Genomic DNA, 16,354 nt, shown 5'->3' with positions numbered 1-16,354 from the left:
TCGTGGCGTCAAACCGTGGTCGGTTTCATCCATTGGTGCCAGTTATCGATGCATTTGGCCGCGAAGGCAGGATTTGGTCAGCATAGCGGTCAACCGGGAAGCGAAACACACCCCGCAAGTTGATGCTCTCCAGCCTGGTGGGCGCAATCTTCCCGATCAGTTCCGGTGGAATGACCTGGCGGCGGTTCGACCAGCGATCCAGGACCGCCTGCATCTGTGAGGTATTCCACGCCATCACGATGTTGGCCATCAGGCTCAACGCATCGGCCACAGCCTGCATTTCATCGACACGTTTGGCCTGCGCCGGGCTGATCCGGCCGGTATAAATGGCGCGCTTGAGGGCGTTAACAGCCTCGCCCCGATTGAGCACCCGGCGCAACTCGTTCCTGAAAGCGTCCTTGACAAAGTAGTCAGCCAAAAACGCCGTACGCAGCAACCGCCCCAATTGCACGCCAGCCTCATAGATTGGATCGCCCTGGGCGGCAGAACCGAACCGCGCAAGAGCTGCCACCGCACTGGCATGTCCGCTCATGACCGAGGCTGCCAGGTGCACCAGACTATCCCAATGCTTTTCGATCAAAGCGACGTCGACATTGGCTTCGCACACCGCAGCGATTTCTGCGGGCACTTTGGTGCCGCGTGGCACAAAGAGGTGGCGCTGTTTGAGTTCCTTCAACCGCGGGCAAAGATCAAAACCAAGCAAACGGGCATGTGACATGGCAAAGTCGGTGTAGCCATGGGTATCCACAGCAAGCTGGCTGGTCTCCAGCTTTTCTTGGCGGATGACACCTTCAATGGCCACGCCCGCCTGGCGCTCATTGAGCACAAAGGGCTGCGCATGGAAGATGCCCCACCGGTCTTTTACATGGGAGTAGATTCCAATGGAAGGTGTGTTGCGCCGAGGATCAAGCCGGGCTTGCCACACCCGTTTGGTGGTCTCCATGCTCATCATGTCAGAAGATGCCAAATCGGACCGCCCCCAGGTGGCGGCAATCGGGTGTCGCTGCATGAATTCCAGCACAGCCTGGCAGGCCTGGCTCAGACGCCGTTCGTCCCGCGCCCAGCGCATGGCCTGGCGAATGCTGGTGGCAGACAATTGCGGAATCATGCGCGCGCATTCGACCGCAGTCAGACTGGTGCCGTGGGCCATGATGCCGGCATAGACCATCAGCAGCTCGTCGGTAGAGCGCGGCTCACGTCCGAGCATGATCCAGCTAAAGCGCACCTGGGCGTCAACGGCCAGAATCACTTCCGGCAATTGAACCTCACCGATGCGGTGATCCAAAGCCGCGCGCAGCTTGGTCACTTCTGGGTCTTCGTCCTCTGCGGGCAATGGCGACAAATGGAGTTCATCATCCACGCGCAGTACGCCACTGCGGGCTGCAGCGGCCACCGCATCGACACCGGCAGTTACTCTGGCCAGCAAAGGCTTCAAGAAAGTGGCAGCCTTGCTGGGTAACGATAGACGGGCATAGTGTTTCTTGGACTCTGCCTGCCAACGCTCGTCCGTGAAGAACAAGCGCGCACGACCCCGAAAGCTCAGGCTGTGCTCAATCCAGACCGAGCCATTGCGCACCGCGCGGCGCAGGGCAAACAGGGTGGCCACCTCCAACGCCTGAAACGCCCGTTCCCGGTCTGGGCTGGAGATCGAAACCTGCCAGATCATTCCCAGACTTGGTGCCACCACTTCAACTGGCAGCTTTCTGGATCCTTTGAGATATAAAGCTTGCAGCTTGGCAAGGTACTCGATGGCAGGATGCTCGCCGGTGGCCTGCCAGGGCAGCTTTGCAATGGCGACGAGCAACGACCGCACGGGGCGAATTCCATCAATCAATCCCTCGCGGACCAGGGAGGCCCTGCTCGGTGGTTTGCGTTTCTGGGTTTCGGTGATCAAGGCTTCAAGACGGGCACGCAACTCAGCATCTGGCACCGCACCTTGCGCGCTCAAGGCAACAAGTTCGCCGAGCAGCGTTTTGTACATTGCGGCCCAATTGACGGTAGCGGGGACATCGGCGGCAGCCTGACGCCACAGATCGGCGATCCGGCGCTGCACCATAAGGATCAACTGGTCTGTGGTGGTGAACAGGCAATACCGAAGAAAGCATGCGACCTCCACGGTGCGCGCTGGCTCTTTGATCTTGGCTCCGGCTGAGGGCGGCCTGGAGACAAGTCGGCGCGCGTAGCGGCGCAAGATGAGATCGGGGATGTCTGCCAGGTGCTTATGAACGTCCAGCGTGTAAAGCAGGTCGATGCGCTCCAGTACCTCGCTGATTTGGCGGGCTGCGTGTTTCGCCGGTGCAGCCCATAGCCAACTCTGCTGGGTTTGTCCATCTGGGCGCAGCTCTGAAACTGAGGCTCGCCAGCGATCAAGTGTTGCTGGATCAACGCTGGCGGCGATGGCGGTGCCTGTTTCAACTTCAAGCTGGGCAAGTGCCGCCGCAATCAGTGTCCGAATTGCCCGCTCGTGCACGATCACCAGCTTGTTCTTGTACAGCCATTGACGCGCCCGCACGAGTAGCTGATCGCGGTCGGCGCAGCGCGCCACTTCGTCGCGCAGTTCACGTACCAGTGAGCGGCGCTGGTGCTCGCTCATCCACTGGAATCCAAGGACCGTGCAGGCTACTTGTTGGTGATCGAATAGCGTGCGCCCGCGTTCATACATGGCTCTCAGCGAGGCGACTTCTGGTGCTGCAATGCCAAGCTCGTTGCCAAGGTGGCGCCACAAGGCTACTGGAATTACCCGAAAGGCACCGAGCAAACGCCCACTCATGCGCAGGAAACCAATATGGAGCGCCAGACCAAGCTTGTGGGAATCACCTCGGCGTGCATTGATTGCGTCGCGCTCGGCACCATCGAAGGTGAAAAATGCCTTCATCTCGAAGTCGCTGATATCGCGGGGGAGCCCACGCATCCCCAAAAACGTTGTGTGCCAACCCTGCATCGTGAACCTCAAAAGTGGGAGGCCACCATACCCGTTTACAAAGCGAACAGGAAAGTCAATGAAATCAACGGTCTACCCAGACCACCCCCGCGCCAGTGCTAGCTTTGCGTACCGTCACTTATTGCACTGAAAACGAGGAGACCCCAAAGATCCGAGTTGGGGCACGGTGAGAGGTGAACCTGTCAGGCCCATGACCACGGTGAGGGGGGCATTGATCTCCCGGACGAGCGCTTCGATGGTCTTGGGGTCGGAAGCCCCCGGCACAAAGAGGCAATCCGCACCCGCCTCTCGGTACGCATTGCATCGCTCGACGGCCTCTGCAAAAACATTGCTCGCACCAGTCAGGTAGACATCGGATCGGGCCGTCAGAACAAAAGGAACTCCCGACGCGTCCGCGGCGCGTCTTGCTGCCCGAACGCGCGCGACAGCGTGCTCTCTGTCGAACAGGGCTTGCGCAGGATTGCCGCTGTAGTCCTCGATGTTCGCGCCCACCACACCAGCACGAATCGCAGCCGCGATGGTTTCTCCAACCTCTTCAGGGCTCGCACCGTAGCCCGACTGGAGATCGGCGGAGACAGGAAGTGGACTTGCCGCAGCAATGGACCCCACGCGATCCAGCATGGTCTCCCTGCTCACAGCAGCTTCTTGATCAGGGAATCCCAGCGAGAAAGCCACGCCTGCACTCGTAGTGGCGATAGCGGGAAAGCCGCAGGACGCGAGCATCAGCGCACTACCAACGTCCCAAGCGTTGGGCATCAGAAAGATGGCCTCGGCAGTGTGCAATTGCTGGAACCGTAGACCCCGTTGGATTTGGCTCATTATGGCCATCCTAGTCGCCGAAGTTGGTGGCGGGTACTTCAGTCGGTATCGTGCGTATGGGCAATCTCGCCCAGACACCGCATCAACTTGTCGTAAAGCGTGCGCCCTGTTGTCGGGGGAGGTATGCCACACACCCATGTACTTCCTGCCGTTTTTGCGATTTGGTAGAGCGCCTCACTTTTCGACCATAACCAGCGCATGCACAGATTCGTCGGTGTCGAAAAACGGCTCACGTTGCTTGCGTGGTTGCTTTAGGCAGCGCGTTCGAATCTCCTCGGGACGATTCAAGACAGGTTTACCGGGCAAACGCTCCGCAACTCCTATGTGGCCGTGTCAACCGCGCGTTGTTCCGGATCTGTTCACCTACTCGCCAAAACGGAGTAGATAGCTACCCCCAGATTCTGAGAGTGAAGTGGTGCAAGGCGATGTCTTCAACAAAGACGATTTGTACGAGGCATTAAGCAAGCACAGAGTGGGAATAGCGATCAATTCCAACGATCCTTCAACCCCGTCACCCGGTTGAACACCACTTTCCCGCCCACCCCGTGGTCCGCACGGTCGGCCACGAAGTAGCCGTGGCGCTCAAACTGGAATTTCTGGTCTGGCTTCGCTGCAGCCAGTGAAGGCTCCACAACCGCCGTCACCACCTTCAGGCTGTCGGGGTTCAGCGCGTCCAGGAAGTTCTTGCCGCCCGCGTCGGGTTGCGGGTCGGTGAACAGGCGGTCGTACAGGCGCACTTCGGCGCTCACCCCGTCGGCGTTGCCCACCCAGGTGATGGCGGCTTTGGCCTTGACGCTGTCGGCGCCGGGGGTGCCGCTCTTGGTGCCGGGGATGACCTTGGCGTGCACTTCGGTCACTTTGCCTTCGGCGTCTTTGGCGCAACCCGTGCATTCGATGACGTAGCCGCCTTTGAGGCGCACCACGTTGCCTGGGAACAGGCGCTTGTAGCCCTTGGGCGGCACTTCTTCAAAGTCTTCGCGTTCGATCCACACGTCCTTGCCGATCTTGAAGACGCGGTCAGGCGGCGGCGTCTGGCCTTCGGCAATGGTGCTGTGGGGCAGGGCGGGCTGGGTGCAGTCTTCGGTGTAGCCGTCAGAGCCGAACACTTCGGCCCAGTTGGTGAGCACCAGCTTGACGGGGTCAAGCACGGCCATGCCGCGGTGGGCCTTGTTTTCCAGGTCTTCGCGCAGGCAGCCGTCGAGCGTGCTGTAGTCGATCCAGGAGTCGCTCTTGGTCACGCCGATGCGTTCGGCAAACAGCTGGATGGCCTCGGGCGTGTAGCCGCGGCGGCGCAGGCCGACGATGGTGGGCATGCGCGGGTCGTCCCAGCCGCTGACTTTCTTCTCGTTCACCAGCTGCGCCAGCTTGCGCTTGCTGGTGATCACGTAGGTCAGGTTCAGGCGCGCAAATTCGTACTGCCGCGGCGGTGGGGCCTTGAGCAGGCCGCCTTCGCACAAACGCTCCAGCAACCAGTCGTAGAACGGGCGCTGGTCTTCAAATTCCAGCGTGGCGATGCTGTGGGTGATCTGCTCCAGCGCGTCCTCGATGGGGTGCGCGAAGGTGTACATGGGGTAGATGCACCAGGCGTCGCCCGTGTTGTGGTGCGTGGCGCGGCGGATGCGGTAGATGGCCGGGTCGCGCAGGTTGATGTTGGGCGAGGCCATGTCGATCTTGGCGCGCAGCACGGCGGCGCCGTCGGCCAGTTTGCCGTCGCGCATCTCGCGGAAGCGGGCCAGGTTCTCTTCCGGGCTGCGGCTGCGGAAGGGGCTGTCCACGCCGGGCTTGCCGAAGTCGCCGCGGTTGATGCGCATGTCTTCGGCTGTCTGCTCGTCCACATAGGCGTGGCCGGCGGTGATAAGGTATTCGGCCGCGCGGTACATGAAGTCGAAGTAGTTCGACGCGTAGTACAGGTGGCTTTCCTGCTTGCCGTTGAAGTTGGATTCCCAGTTGAAACCCAGCCACTGCACCGCGTCGAGGATGGAGTCCACGTACTCCTTTTCTTCCTTCTCGGGGTTGGTGTCGTCAAAGCGCATGTGGCAGACGCCGCCGTAGTCGCGCGCCAGGCCGAAGTTCAGGCAGATGCTCTTGGCGTGGCCCACGTGCAGGTAGCCGTTGGGTTCGGGCGGGAAGCGGGTGCGGATCTTGGCCGGGTCGGGCTGGCCGGCGTCGTGGAAGGCGGCATCACCCGGGCCGCCGCCCCATTGGCGCTGGGCGTAGGTGCCGGTGGCGAGGTCTTTTTCAATGACCTGGCGCAGGAAGTTTGACGTCCTGAGCGCCTGGCCCTCAATTTCTGCGGGAGCTTGGTGGTGTCGAGAGATGCTGGACGAAAGGGACGGGGGGGGCATGCAGTCATTCTAAGGAGAGGCGGAAGCTCCAAGATAATCAAGGTCTAACCCACAACAGGTGTCACGCGCTTGAACCAAAGCACTCCCTTGCCGAACGCCTCTCTGCTGAACCAGCTGTTACGGTTCACCCCCACGGCGCGCATGTTTTTCTCGGGAAATCTCTGTACCCTGACGCAGGGATCCGAGGCTGACGGCCTCAAGCAGGGGACGATGCACCTGCTGAGTCGCGGCGAGCTGCAACTGACGCGCAAGGGCTTTGCGCCGCTGAACGTGCGGGCGCCCAGCGTGCTGTTGCTTCCCCGCGCGTTGGAGCACTGGGTTCAGGGCTCAGGGCCGCAGGGGGTGGACCTGATGTGCGCCACCCTCAGTGAATTGGCGCCGCCGCTGGACATGATCTTGCCGGACGTCACGGTGATTGACTTGACCGCCACGTCATCGCTGCAGCGACCGGTAGAGCTGCTGTTCGAGGAGGCCGAGGCACGTGCTTTTGGTTATCGGGCAGCGATCGACCGCCTGCTGCAATACACCTTCGTGGTGCTTGTGCGTCACCTGATTGATCGGCAACTGCTGTCCGGCGGTGTGCTGGAGGCCATGGTCGACAGCCGTCTGGGTGTGGTGCTGTCCATGCTGCACGAATCGCCAGAGCACGACTGGACGCTTGACAGCATGGCGGAGCTGGCGCACCTGTCCCGGTCTGCCTTTGCCCTGCGCTTTGTCCAGGTGGTGGGCATACCGCCGTTGACCTACTTGACCCACTGGCGCATGGCGGTTGCCCGCAACCTACTCGCGCAAGGGCAGGCAGTGAAGGCGGTGGCCTCTCAGGTGGGCTACGGTAATGCCACCGCATTCGCGCGAGCGTTTCAACGGGCCTCGGGGCAATCGCCCAGCGCTTGGCAGATGGAGCATCTGAGTCAGCCGTAGGTCCATCGCGCCCTGGTTCTGGACGATCGGTGGCGTGATGCGGACGCCGAATGCCGTTGTGCTGTGCCGAACGGACCCGACTTCAGGTTCAATGCCTTGAGGCAGAACTTTGAAGGAGATCACGATGAACCCGAGCGAAAAAGCAGTCCTGGCCGGCGGTTGTTTCTGGGGCATGCAGGACCTGGTGCGCAAGCTGCCTGGCGTGTTGCGCACCCGTGTGGGCTACAGCGGCGGCGATGTGCCCAACGCCACCTACCGCAACCACGGCACCCACGCCGAGGCGTTGGAGGTGGAGTTCGACCCCACGCAGACGAGCTTTCGCGACCTGCTGGAGTTCTTCTTCCAGATCCACGATCCGAGCACCCCGGGGCGCCAGGGCAATGACCGCGGCAGTTCCTACCGGTCGGCCATTTTCTACACCTCGGACGAGCAGCTGGCCACGGCGCAGCAGACCATTGCCGATGTGAATGCCTCGGGTTTGTGGCCGGGCAAGGTGGTCACCGAGCTCGCGCCCGCGGGGCCGTTCTGGGAGGCCGAGCCCGAGCATCAGGACTACCTGGTCAAGCACCCCAACGGCTACACCTGCCACTACCCCCGTGCGGGCTGGAAGCTGCCGCGACGCGAGATCGGCTGACGGCCAACGCTCAAGAACGGTGGGGGTCGGCGCGCCAGTGGGCGGGCCGACCCGGTGTGTCTGTTTTTTTCCTGAGGAGATGGTGATGCAATCCCGGTGCATTCAACAGGCGCCCGAGCTGCGGGTGCCGTGGTGGATCGACGGCGAAGGGCGCAGCATGGCACCGCTGAAGCTGTCCGATCTGGGCGACGGGTTCAAAGTGATCTTCTGCTTCCAGCACTGGTGTCCGGGCTGCCACAGCCATGGCTTTCCGACCCTGCAGAAGCTGATCAAGGCGTTGGGCGATCGCGGCTTCGCGTTTGCCGCGGTGCAGACCGTGTTCGAGGGCGCCGAGTCCAACACCTTCGAGCGCCTGCGCGAGACGCAGTTGCGCTACGGCTTGAACATTCCGTTCGGACACGACCCTGCGATCGGACGCGCGTCGTCGCTCATGGCGGACTACGGGACGCGCGGCACGCCGTGGTTTTTGGTGATCGATCCGCTGGACGAGGTGCTCTACAGCGACTTCGAGCTCGACGAGCGGCAGCTGATCGGGGCGTTCGGCGCTTCGAACGATGGTCTCAAGGCGGCCTGAAGTCATGCGTGCGTCCACACCAAAGGCCGTGTCGGAGCCGAAGACGCCGGGGACGGGCCCGGCGTTTCGGCTGCCGTTTGACAACAGCTTCTTCCGGGACATGCAGGGGTTCTATGTGCCTTGGAAGCCCGAGCCGTCCCCGGCCCCGGCCTGGGTGCAGTTCAACGACGCCCTGGCGCTGGAGCTGGGGCTGGAGCCGGCGACGCTGAAGTCTGCGACCGGTCTGGCGTGGCTGTCCGGCGTGGAAATGCCGGCTGAGGCGGCGCCGCTGGCGCAGGCCTACGCGGGACACCAGTTCGGCCAGTTCTCGCCACACTTGGGGGATGGCCGCGCCTTGCTGCTCGGGGAACTCATCGACACGGCAGGACAGCGTCGGGACCTGGCCCTCAAGGGGTCGGGCCGTACGCCGTTTTCGCGCCGTGGCGATGGCAAGGCGGCACTGGGCCCGGCGCTGCGCGAGTACCTCATGGGCGAGGCCATGCACGCGTTGGGCATTCCCACGACGCGTGCGCTGGCGGTGATCCGGACCGGTGAGCGGGTGAACCGCGAGGGCTCGCCCCCCGGGGCGATCTTGGTGCGCGTGGCGGCCAGCCACTTGCGGGTGGGCACTTTTGAGTTCTTCGCGGCGCGGGAGGAGGAGGTGATGCTTCGGCGGCTGCTCGACTATGCCGTGGCGCGGCATGACCCCGCCCTCGCCAAGCTTTCCGACAAGCCCATTCCGATGCTGGAGGCCGTCTGTGAGCGGCAGGCGCAGCTGATTGCACGCTGGATGGGCGTGGGCTTCATCCACGGGGTGATGAACACCGACAACATGAGCATTTCGGGCGAGACCATCGACTATGGTCCGTGTGCGTTCATGGAGGGTTTCGATCCGGCCACGGTGTTCAGCTCGATCGACCGTCAGGGGCGATATGCCTACGGCCAGCAGCCGGCCATGGCGCAATGGAACCTGGCCCGTCTGGCCGAAGCGTTGCTGCCGGTTCTGGACGCCCGCGATATCGACGTCGTGGAACGGGTGGAACAGGTGGTGGCCGGGTTTGCCGTGCGCTTTGACCGGCATTGGACCGGGCAGCTGCGCGCCAAGCTGGGCTTGGCCGCTGAAGAGCCGGACGACCGCGCCCTGGCGGACGACTTCCTGCAGCTGCTGCAGCGGGAAAAGGTGGACTTCACGCTGGCGTTCCGCCTCCTGTCCGACGCCATCACGGGGCCGGATGCCGCACTGCACGACCTGTTCGGACGGGAGCGCCCGGCGCTCTCGGACTGGCTGGCGCGCTGGCGCCAGCGCATGGCCCGGGAGGGAAGGACCTTGCAGGACTGCGCCGCAACGGCGTGGTCGGTCAATCCCTTCGTGATCCCGCGCAATCACCAGGTGGAGGCGGCGCTGTCGAGTGCCGTGGACGAGGCCGACCTCGGTCCGTTCGAGCGCCTGCTGGCGGTGCTGGGGCGGCCGTACGAGACGGTGGAGTCCGCGCGGCCATTCACGCTGCCGGCCTCGCCCGAAGTGGCCGCAGCCCACCGCACCTTCTGCGGCACCTGATTGGGGTTCTAAGCCAGAACCGCCGAAATTTCCGTCATCCCAGCTCCAGCCCCGCCACGAGCGCATCCAGGTCGATCATCTTGCCGTCGCTCTGGAAGGTGTAATGCCCGTTCAGCAGGATGTGCCGCCAGGCCGCCGGCGATATCTGGGTCAGGAGAGCGTGCGCCTTGGCGTTGCCGCTCGCCTCGTACTTCATCAGCAGCCGCGAGAGGATGGCCGAGTTGTAGAAGATGACCGCGTTGGCGATCAGCCTGGCGCACTGGTTGCTGATCTCAATTTCGATGTCGGTGCGCCCGGTCAATTCCTTCTTGCCGCCGACCTGGGCGATGGTTGAGCGTAGCTGGTGATAGGACTCGATGCGGTTCTGTGAGCGGTGAACGTTGCGCTCCAGTTGCGGATCGCGCAGGTAGCGCAGCGTGTAGATGCTGCGGATGAGCTTGTCGAACTCGAACACCGCGCGCCGCGTGGGGTTCGGCGCGGTGTAGGTGCATAGCTTGCGGATCAGCGTGCCCTGCGTCATCTCCTTCAGTCCGAGCGTGGCGACAATCTGGTCGAGGTTCGGCTTCTCGCTGACTATGAGATCGCGGTCGATTCTCCCGGCCGGCCGGATCAGGCACTGATCGTACAGCGCCGGATCGTCGGCACTGTAGAGTTCCTTCAACTGATCGCCAAGGTCGGTGAAGCGCGGCTCGAAACGCAGGCCGAACCAGTGCAGGATAGCGAAGTTGGCCTTGTTGACGCTGTGCATGTCGCCGGTGATCGCGGTCGGCACGATGTCCGACGTGTTGCGATACCAGATGTCGAACACGTGATGGGCCTCGTAATCGTGCGCGCCGATCAGGTAGCCGTTGAGCGGCACGTGGTTGCACAGCAGCGTGTAGGCGACCACGCCCTTGCCGCGCCCAAAGTATTTGCGCGAGTGGCGCGCTTTCACGGTCGGCCGCTCGACGCCGAATTTCTGACCATCGACGGCACCGTACAGTGCATCGAGGTCGAACGAGTAGTACGGGAAGATCGGCAGCGCGGCGATGGCGTTGCTGATGCAGTCGTTGGCCGCGTGCAGCGTTGCGTGGCGCAGGTACTGTTGGTAGGCGCTCTCCAGCACGTGGTACGGGATGTCGCTGGTGCGTGCCATGACCTGGTTGCCGTGGTTCATCGCCTGCGCGATGATGACCGCCATCAGGCTGTCGGCGTCGGCGACCTTCTTCGCATAGCGCGGCTGCAAAGGCGTCAGCGCCGACAGGAACTGGCACTGGCCGTTGACGAAGCGGAACACGTCGGCCACGTCGCAGAACGGCAGTTGCTCGTAGAACGCCTTCTCGCGCGCCTTCTGGTTCTCGCCCTTGGGCTTGCGCCATGTCAGCTTCTGCGTGTCCTTGTCGTATTCTAGGTGCGTCAGCTTGCCCTGCTTCAGCTCGCGGTTGAAGGCCAGCCACTGAGCGCGCAGCTCGGTCGCGAGCGCATCGAGCTGGGCATCGAGTGGCTGCCGCAGGAACGGGATGTCGATCTGCGCCAGCACGGCGGCCTTCTCATCCAGCGAAACCAGCTCGTCGGAAAAATGCCGGTGCTGCAAGCTGTCGTCGAGGTAGAGTTCACCCGACTGGAAGCGCTTCCTGACCTGGCGGTACAGCCAGAACTCGTAGCGGTCGGCATGCAGGTCCGTCGGCTTGCCATCGGCATCGAAGGTCAGCAGGTACGGTCGCAAGCGTTTCGGCAGCGTGGCCGCTGGACATTCGGCGAGCGGCCGTTGCGATAGGCGCTGCTGTTTGGCGAACACGTCCTTGGCCCAGGCCAGCGCCACGAGCCACGGGCTGCCCGGATCAGTGCCAGCGAGGTCGAGCGCGACATACAGCGGCCGAAGATGGCGGCGGATGCGCTCAGCCAGGCCGTCCACCGCCTGCCAGTGCAAAGCCAGCTTGCTCACCGGCTTCACGCTCATGCGCTGCGCGGTGGTTTGCAGCGTATCGCGGGGCATGATTTTGTAGGCGCGCTGGCGCACATCGCCGAACGGCGTGGGATCGGGCACGCTGTCGTCGATGTAAAGCGACAGCAGGCGGCCGACCTGCGGTGTGTCTTGCTGACGGCGCACCTGCTCGGCGACAAAGGATTGCTTTGCGCCCGCACTGCTTTCGTCCTCCAACTGCTTCATGTGGTAGGCCATCGCATCGACCAGGTTGTCGGAAAGCTGCCGGTAGCGCACCCAGGCATAGCAAAGCAGGTAGAGGTAGGTCTGATCGGCCTTCAGGTTGCGTAGATCGTGGACGGTGTAGAAGTTCGCCAGGCTGGCGTAGTACAGCAGATTCTGCTGCGAGACGCCGAGCTTGGGCAGCAGCGCCTTGGCGATCCGGTGCAGCGGCTCCAGCGTGGCGCGCTTTTCGCGTTCGCGGGCCATCTGACGCCAGCCAAAGTCCTTGGCGTCCTGCTTGAGCGCCGCCAATTGCGACAGGGTGTCGTCACGCACTAGAAGCCGACCCAGCGCGGCCTTGGCCGATTCGTCCAACACTTCCGACAGCAGGCCAGCCAGCCGCCGACGCTCGGCGGACAGGGCTTCGCTCACCAGCTCTTGCAGGGTGGTATAGCCGGGCCGGATGATCTTGTGCTCGTTTAGCCAGACGATCAGCTCGGCGGCGATGAACCCCGGCATCACGTCGCGCCGCACGGTCTGCGCGGCCTGCTGCGCGAGCTGCGCCAGGAACTCGGCCGCCCACGGCCGGTAGCCGAACAGATCGGCAATCCACTCGCGCTGGGTGTAGTGCTCGTGCTTGGAGATTGGCTTGTGCTCGAAGGACTCGCCGTGGAAGTAGCGGCTCAGCACGAAGGCGCAATCGTGCTCGACCTCACTCCAGTCGAAGCGGAAGAAGGCATGCTTGGCCTTGAAGTAACCGATCTGCAAGATGCAATAGACCTGGGCATGGAGACCAGGCCGGCTGCTGGCGAGCGCCAGTTCGGTTTCAGTCAACGCCAAGTATTCCAGCCGCTGGGCGTCGTCGAAGTCCGGCAGGCCGTACAGGGCTTCCTGCTCGGCGTCCGACAGGACGGTCAATCGTTCGCTCTTGGTCGTCATCGCGATGACGCTCCACGAGAGCCCGTCCAACCAACCCGTGCCAGGGTCTCGATCAGCGTGGTTCGCTTGACGCCGAAGTTGCGGCACACCGCCGCCTTGGACATGCCGCCATCGAGCGCAGCGACGATGGCCTCCAGCTTCTCGCCGGTGATCGCCTGCGGCCGGCCGCCGATCCGGCCGCGTTTGCGGGCGGCAGCCAGACCGGCGACGACACGTTCCTGGATCAAGGCGCGTTCGTACTGCGCGAGCGCGCCGAACACCTGGAACAGAAACTCGCCCGAGGGCGTCGTGGTATCCAGGTTCTCCGTCAGCGAGCGGAACGCCACCTGCTTTTTCTTGAGCGAGGTCACGATGGCGAGCAAGTGCGACAACGAACGGCCGAGCCGGTCGAGCTTCCACACGACCAACACGTCGCCAGGGCGAACGAATTCGAGCGCCCGCGCCAGGCCCGCGCGGTCGTCCTTCGCGCCGGAAGCATGATCCTCGAACAGATGCCGCGCATCGACGCCGACGGCGAGCAGCGCATCGCGCTGCAAGTTCGTGCTCTGGCGGTCGGAGTCCGACGACACGCGCATGTAACCTACCAACATAAGCGGAAAACCATTAAGACGAGGTTTCCGTATGGTAGCGTCTGGCGACAGAGTTTTCCGCACAATTTTGCGGCCACTCGGAGGTTGGTGCAGAGGACCGTTGAAGGCCTGTCGAAAAACAAATGTTTTCCGACAGGCCTTGGCCTAGCGCACGCCCGCCTTGCAGCGTTCTGTGAATAGCGCTTAGTAATGACGGCGTATATACTTTGTTAGTATCAAGTGGCAGGAGGCCCCGATCATGTCAAAACAAGCCGTTTTCACGATGAAGCTGGAGCCTGAGTTGCGCGCCGAGTTTATGGCCGAAGCCGAGGCGGCCCATCGCCCGGCGTCGCAAGTGCTGCGCGAGCTGATGCGCGAGTTCGTTCAGCGCCAGCGCGAGTCGCGCGAGTACGACGAGTTCCTGCGCCGCAAGGTCGAAGCCGGCCGGGCTTCGATGCGCGCTGGATTGGGGCGGTCGAACGATGAAGTTGAGGCCGAATTCGCCGCACGGCGTGCCAGTGTGGCGAGCCAGGCGTGAGGGTTGTTTGGACGCCCGAAGCGCAGCAAGACCGTGCCGATGTGTGGGACTACATCGCAGCCGACAATCCGCGCGCGGCGGCCCGGATGGATGAGATTTTCAGCGACGCGGCCGCCCGCTTGATCCAGCACCCCATGCTGGGCAAGCCGGGAAAGATTCCCGGGACCCGCGAGTTGATCCCGCACGAAAGCTATCGCCTGGTGTATCAGATCGACGGCGAAACGGTGTGGATACTGACGCTGGTTCATACTGCCCGCCTGTGGCCGCCTGTGCGCGATTAAGATATGATCATGGCAACAATGAAACGGCGCGTTGACAGACTGCTTTCGAGCCAGACCGCGGTCGGCGGCAGGCGGCCAGTTGCGGACGGTCAAGCATCTTCCCGGTAGCGGACGTTCAATAGTGTCTCTGACCTGCTTCGCTCCCTCTATGAAGGGAGGTCGCTGGCCCATCCGCGCACTCACAGCCTGCCAGTAGGCGCAAATTGGCAGCGCTCCGTCCGGCAGCGCACAGACTGCGGCCGTACGTCCGCGTAGGTTCGCTTCAGCAGTTTCGATTCGAAAGTTCAATGTGATTGCTGCGGGCGGTCGTCGCAGTTGCGCGGAGGCGATGATGCACAAGCACGGGATCGGCAGATAGGTTCTTCGAAGCTGCAAGAGTTAAAACATTCACACATGAAAGATTGAAATGGATACACGATTATTTGCTTTCGTCGGCGCAGACATTGGCCCTTGGCGGATTGTCAGGGCCGAAACGAGAGTTGGCGAGCCCCTGCCTGAAGCCAAAAGGCTCAACGTCGTATCCGCTTCAGAGTTGCAGTCTGAAACCAATGCACCCTGGATACTTCGTGGAATAACCAGCAATGAACGATATGTCATGCGCGCAGAGAAGAATGAAATTGTAGCGAAGCAGCAAGGTCTGGCGCGCCCAGAAGCAACGTGCGGTGCGCTAATACCGATCCGGAAGAACGCAGCTTGGTGGGAGCTCACGCAAGACGAACGCCGGAGCGTTTTCGAACAGTCGAAGCACGTCCAAATCGGGCTTCAGTATTTGCCTGCAGTAGCGCGCAAGCTCCACCACTGCCGCGACCTCTCAGAGAATGAACCGTTCGATTTTCTGAATTGGTTCGAATACGCGCCAATTCATGAGGTTGAGTTCAACAGGCTGCTTTCCGAACTGCGTGCGTCAGAGGAATGGAAATACGTCGACCGAGAAGTCGATATTCGTCTTACGCAAGCACAGGTCTAACCCGCCGATGAACACGGACCCCCAACAGCGGCGCGTTGCGCCGCCGTTTCGGGCCGGTTATCGGCAACGTAGAACTCTCGGATACAGTTGTTCTGTAATAACTTCTCAAGCCAAATTGATTTTTGGAGTGGATATGGAAATGGAATCAAGAATATTTTCGGTAACAGAATATATTCGTCCGTCTGACGGCGAACCAATTCGTTCAGTGGTTCTGGAAACCAAGGACTCAGCAGTTGTTGTTTGGCATGCCCATCCTGGGCAAGAAATAACCGCTCATGTTCACCCGGACGGCCAAGATACTTGGACGGTTATCTCTGGAGAGGCTGAGTATTACCAAGGAGGCGGCAAAGTCGCTCATCTAAAGGCTGGAGATATTGCCATAGCAAAACCTGGCCAAGTGCATGGCGCTCTAAATACTAGTCCAGTGCCGTTTGTATTTGTCTCAGTGGTTGCATCTGGCAACGCGGGTTTTGCGTTGGCTGAAAAATAGTCTTTCTCAAATGTGTGCCCCAGAGAGTTCTAACCCATCCATCAACACGGACGCTGCGCGATGAAGCCGCGCCGCGCCGGCTAACTCCACGTTGAGCGTCAGCTTTCCATATGTCTGGGGGTCTGCAACGGGTCGGGTGCCGTCGCGTGCGCAGTGTCAAAGCTGACATGACTAATACATGAGATGGGCTGATGCTCGCCGTCCGGTCAGGCAGCTGCCCCCCTGCAGGACTCACAGCAGTTGTATGCCACCCGTCATCCGAGACGTCAGTCGGCCTCATCCAGACCGGAACAATCTGGACGTGACGTCCGGCTGGCATTGCCGTGATCGAAATGGCGGCTAGTGACACGACTGTTGGGTCTACCCCATCGACCGGGCGCGGGACAAGCCACGTTGATCGGCTGACGGAATTTTCGGCGGTTCCGGCTTAGAACCCCTGATTGGGGTACCCAACGATTTCTGAAAGGAGACTTCGCATGACCACAACGAAACAGGAACCCGGTGTCCTTGGCGAAGCGGCCGCTCCCCTGGGTGTGACCCGGTGGGTGGACGCGTCGGGCCAGGCGCTGGAACACTTCGACCTGGACCGCATGCCCGGCCGGTTCAAGCTCATCTTCTGTTTTCAGGACGCCTGCCCGGGGTGCCATGCGACCGGCTTTCCGGCGCTTGCCCGG

Annotated in this window: 13 protein-coding genes; 8 read left to right on the top strand and 5 right to left on the bottom strand. The window is 62.1% G+C overall.

Features of this window, described 5'->3' with window-relative positions; all coding sequences use genetic code 11:
- Positions 1–25 precede the first annotated feature (25 nt).
- From NGK62_RS06950 to NGK62_RS06940, 3 genes are all read right to left on the bottom strand, one after another.
- Positions 26–2,941 (bottom strand): Tn3-like element IS1071 family transposase, encoded by a 2,916-nt coding sequence (locus tag NGK62_RS06950; protein ID WP_251877808.1) that lies wholly within the window; start codon positions 2,939–2,941, stop codon positions 26–28.
- Between the two features lie 114 nt (positions 2,942–3,055).
- Positions 3,056–3,760, bottom strand: a complete 705-nt coding sequence (locus tag NGK62_RS06945) for an isocitrate lyase/PEP mutase family protein (protein ID WP_079385910.1) — start codon at positions 3,758–3,760, stop codon at positions 3,056–3,058.
- A 485-nt stretch (positions 3,761–4,245) separates the two neighbouring features.
- Positions 4,246–6,105, bottom strand: coding sequence for a glutamine--tRNA ligase/YqeY domain fusion protein (locus NGK62_RS06940; protein WP_197970338.1), 1,860 nt, complete (start codon positions 6,103–6,105; stop codon positions 4,246–4,248).
- 69 nt (positions 6,106–6,174) lie between these two features.
- Between NGK62_RS06940 and NGK62_RS06935 the strand changes: the two genes are divergently transcribed.
- The 4 genes from NGK62_RS06935 to NGK62_RS06920 all read left to right on the top strand — a co-directional run bounded on the left by NGK62_RS06935 (position 6,175) and on the right by NGK62_RS06920 (position 9,771).
- The gene (locus tag NGK62_RS06935) at positions 6,175–7,026 is read left to right on the top strand and encodes an AraC family transcriptional regulator (protein ID WP_052157284.1); all 852 of its coding nucleotides are present in this window, start codon (positions 6,175–6,177) and stop codon (positions 7,024–7,026) included.
- A 124-nt stretch (positions 7,027–7,150) separates the two neighbouring features.
- Positions 7,151–7,660, top strand: coding sequence for a peptide-methionine (S)-S-oxide reductase MsrA (msrA, locus tag NGK62_RS06930; protein WP_008652077.1), 510 nt, complete (start codon positions 7,151–7,153; stop codon positions 7,658–7,660).
- An 85-nt stretch (positions 7,661–7,745) separates the two neighbouring features.
- Entirely contained in the window at positions 7,746–8,234 is a 489-nt protein-coding gene (locus NGK62_RS06925) for a peroxiredoxin family protein (RefSeq protein WP_034053978.1), read from the top strand.
- 4 nt (positions 8,235–8,238) lie between these two features.
- A complete protein-coding gene (locus NGK62_RS06920; RefSeq protein WP_074423286.1) occupies positions 8,239–9,771 on the top strand; it encodes a protein adenylyltransferase SelO in 1,533 nt (510 codons plus the stop codon).
- Between the two features lie 34 nt (positions 9,772–9,805).
- Here NGK62_RS06920 and NGK62_RS06915 read toward each other — a convergent pair whose 3' ends face one another.
- Both NGK62_RS06915 and NGK62_RS06910 read right to left on the bottom strand, forming a co-directional pair.
- A complete protein-coding gene (locus NGK62_RS06915) occupies positions 9,806–12,835 on the bottom strand; it encodes a Tn3 family transposase (protein ID WP_012077404.1) in 3,030 nt (1,009 codons plus the stop codon).
- On the bottom strand, positions 12,832–13,410 hold the full coding sequence (locus tag NGK62_RS06910) for a recombinase family protein (RefSeq protein WP_012077403.1): 579 nt from the start codon (positions 13,408–13,410) through the stop codon (positions 12,832–12,834). Before NGK62_RS06910 ends, NGK62_RS06915 begins: the two co-directional genes overlap by 4 nt.
- A gap of 253 nt (positions 13,411–13,663) precedes the next feature.
- Here NGK62_RS06910 and NGK62_RS06905 point away from each other — a divergent pair, with 253 nt between their 5' ends.
- The 4 genes from NGK62_RS06905 to NGK62_RS06890 all read left to right on the top strand — a co-directional run bounded on the left by NGK62_RS06905 (position 13,664) and on the right by NGK62_RS06890 (position 15,680).
- A complete protein-coding gene (locus NGK62_RS06905; protein WP_011342941.1) occupies positions 13,664–13,942 on the top strand; it encodes a hypothetical protein in 279 nt (92 codons plus the stop codon).
- Positions 13,939–14,223 (top strand): type II toxin-antitoxin system RelE/ParE family toxin, encoded by a 285-nt coding sequence (locus NGK62_RS06900; protein ID WP_011342942.1) that lies wholly within the window; start codon positions 13,939–13,941, stop codon positions 14,221–14,223. Before NGK62_RS06905 ends, NGK62_RS06900 begins: the two co-directional genes overlap by 4 nt.
- A 406-nt stretch (positions 14,224–14,629) precedes the next feature.
- Entirely contained in the window at positions 14,630–15,190 is a 561-nt protein-coding gene (locus NGK62_RS06895) for a chlorite dismutase family protein (protein WP_011514928.1), read from the top strand.
- A gap of 133 nt (positions 15,191–15,323) precedes the next feature.
- A complete protein-coding gene (locus tag NGK62_RS06890; protein ID WP_012435589.1) occupies positions 15,324–15,680 on the top strand; it encodes a cupin domain-containing protein in 357 nt (118 codons plus the stop codon).
- Positions 15,681–16,354 lie beyond the last annotated feature (674 nt).

Origin of the sequence: Achromobacter sp. Marseille-Q4954 (assembly GCF_943737025.1) — a bacterium.
In the GTDB taxonomy this organism is placed as follows: Bacteria; Pseudomonadota; Gammaproteobacteria; order Burkholderiales; family Burkholderiaceae_B; genus Achromobacter; species Achromobacter bronchisepticus_A.
The sequence above is the reverse complement of the archived record's forward strand: the minus strand, read 5'-3'. Positions and strand labels throughout refer to the sequence as shown.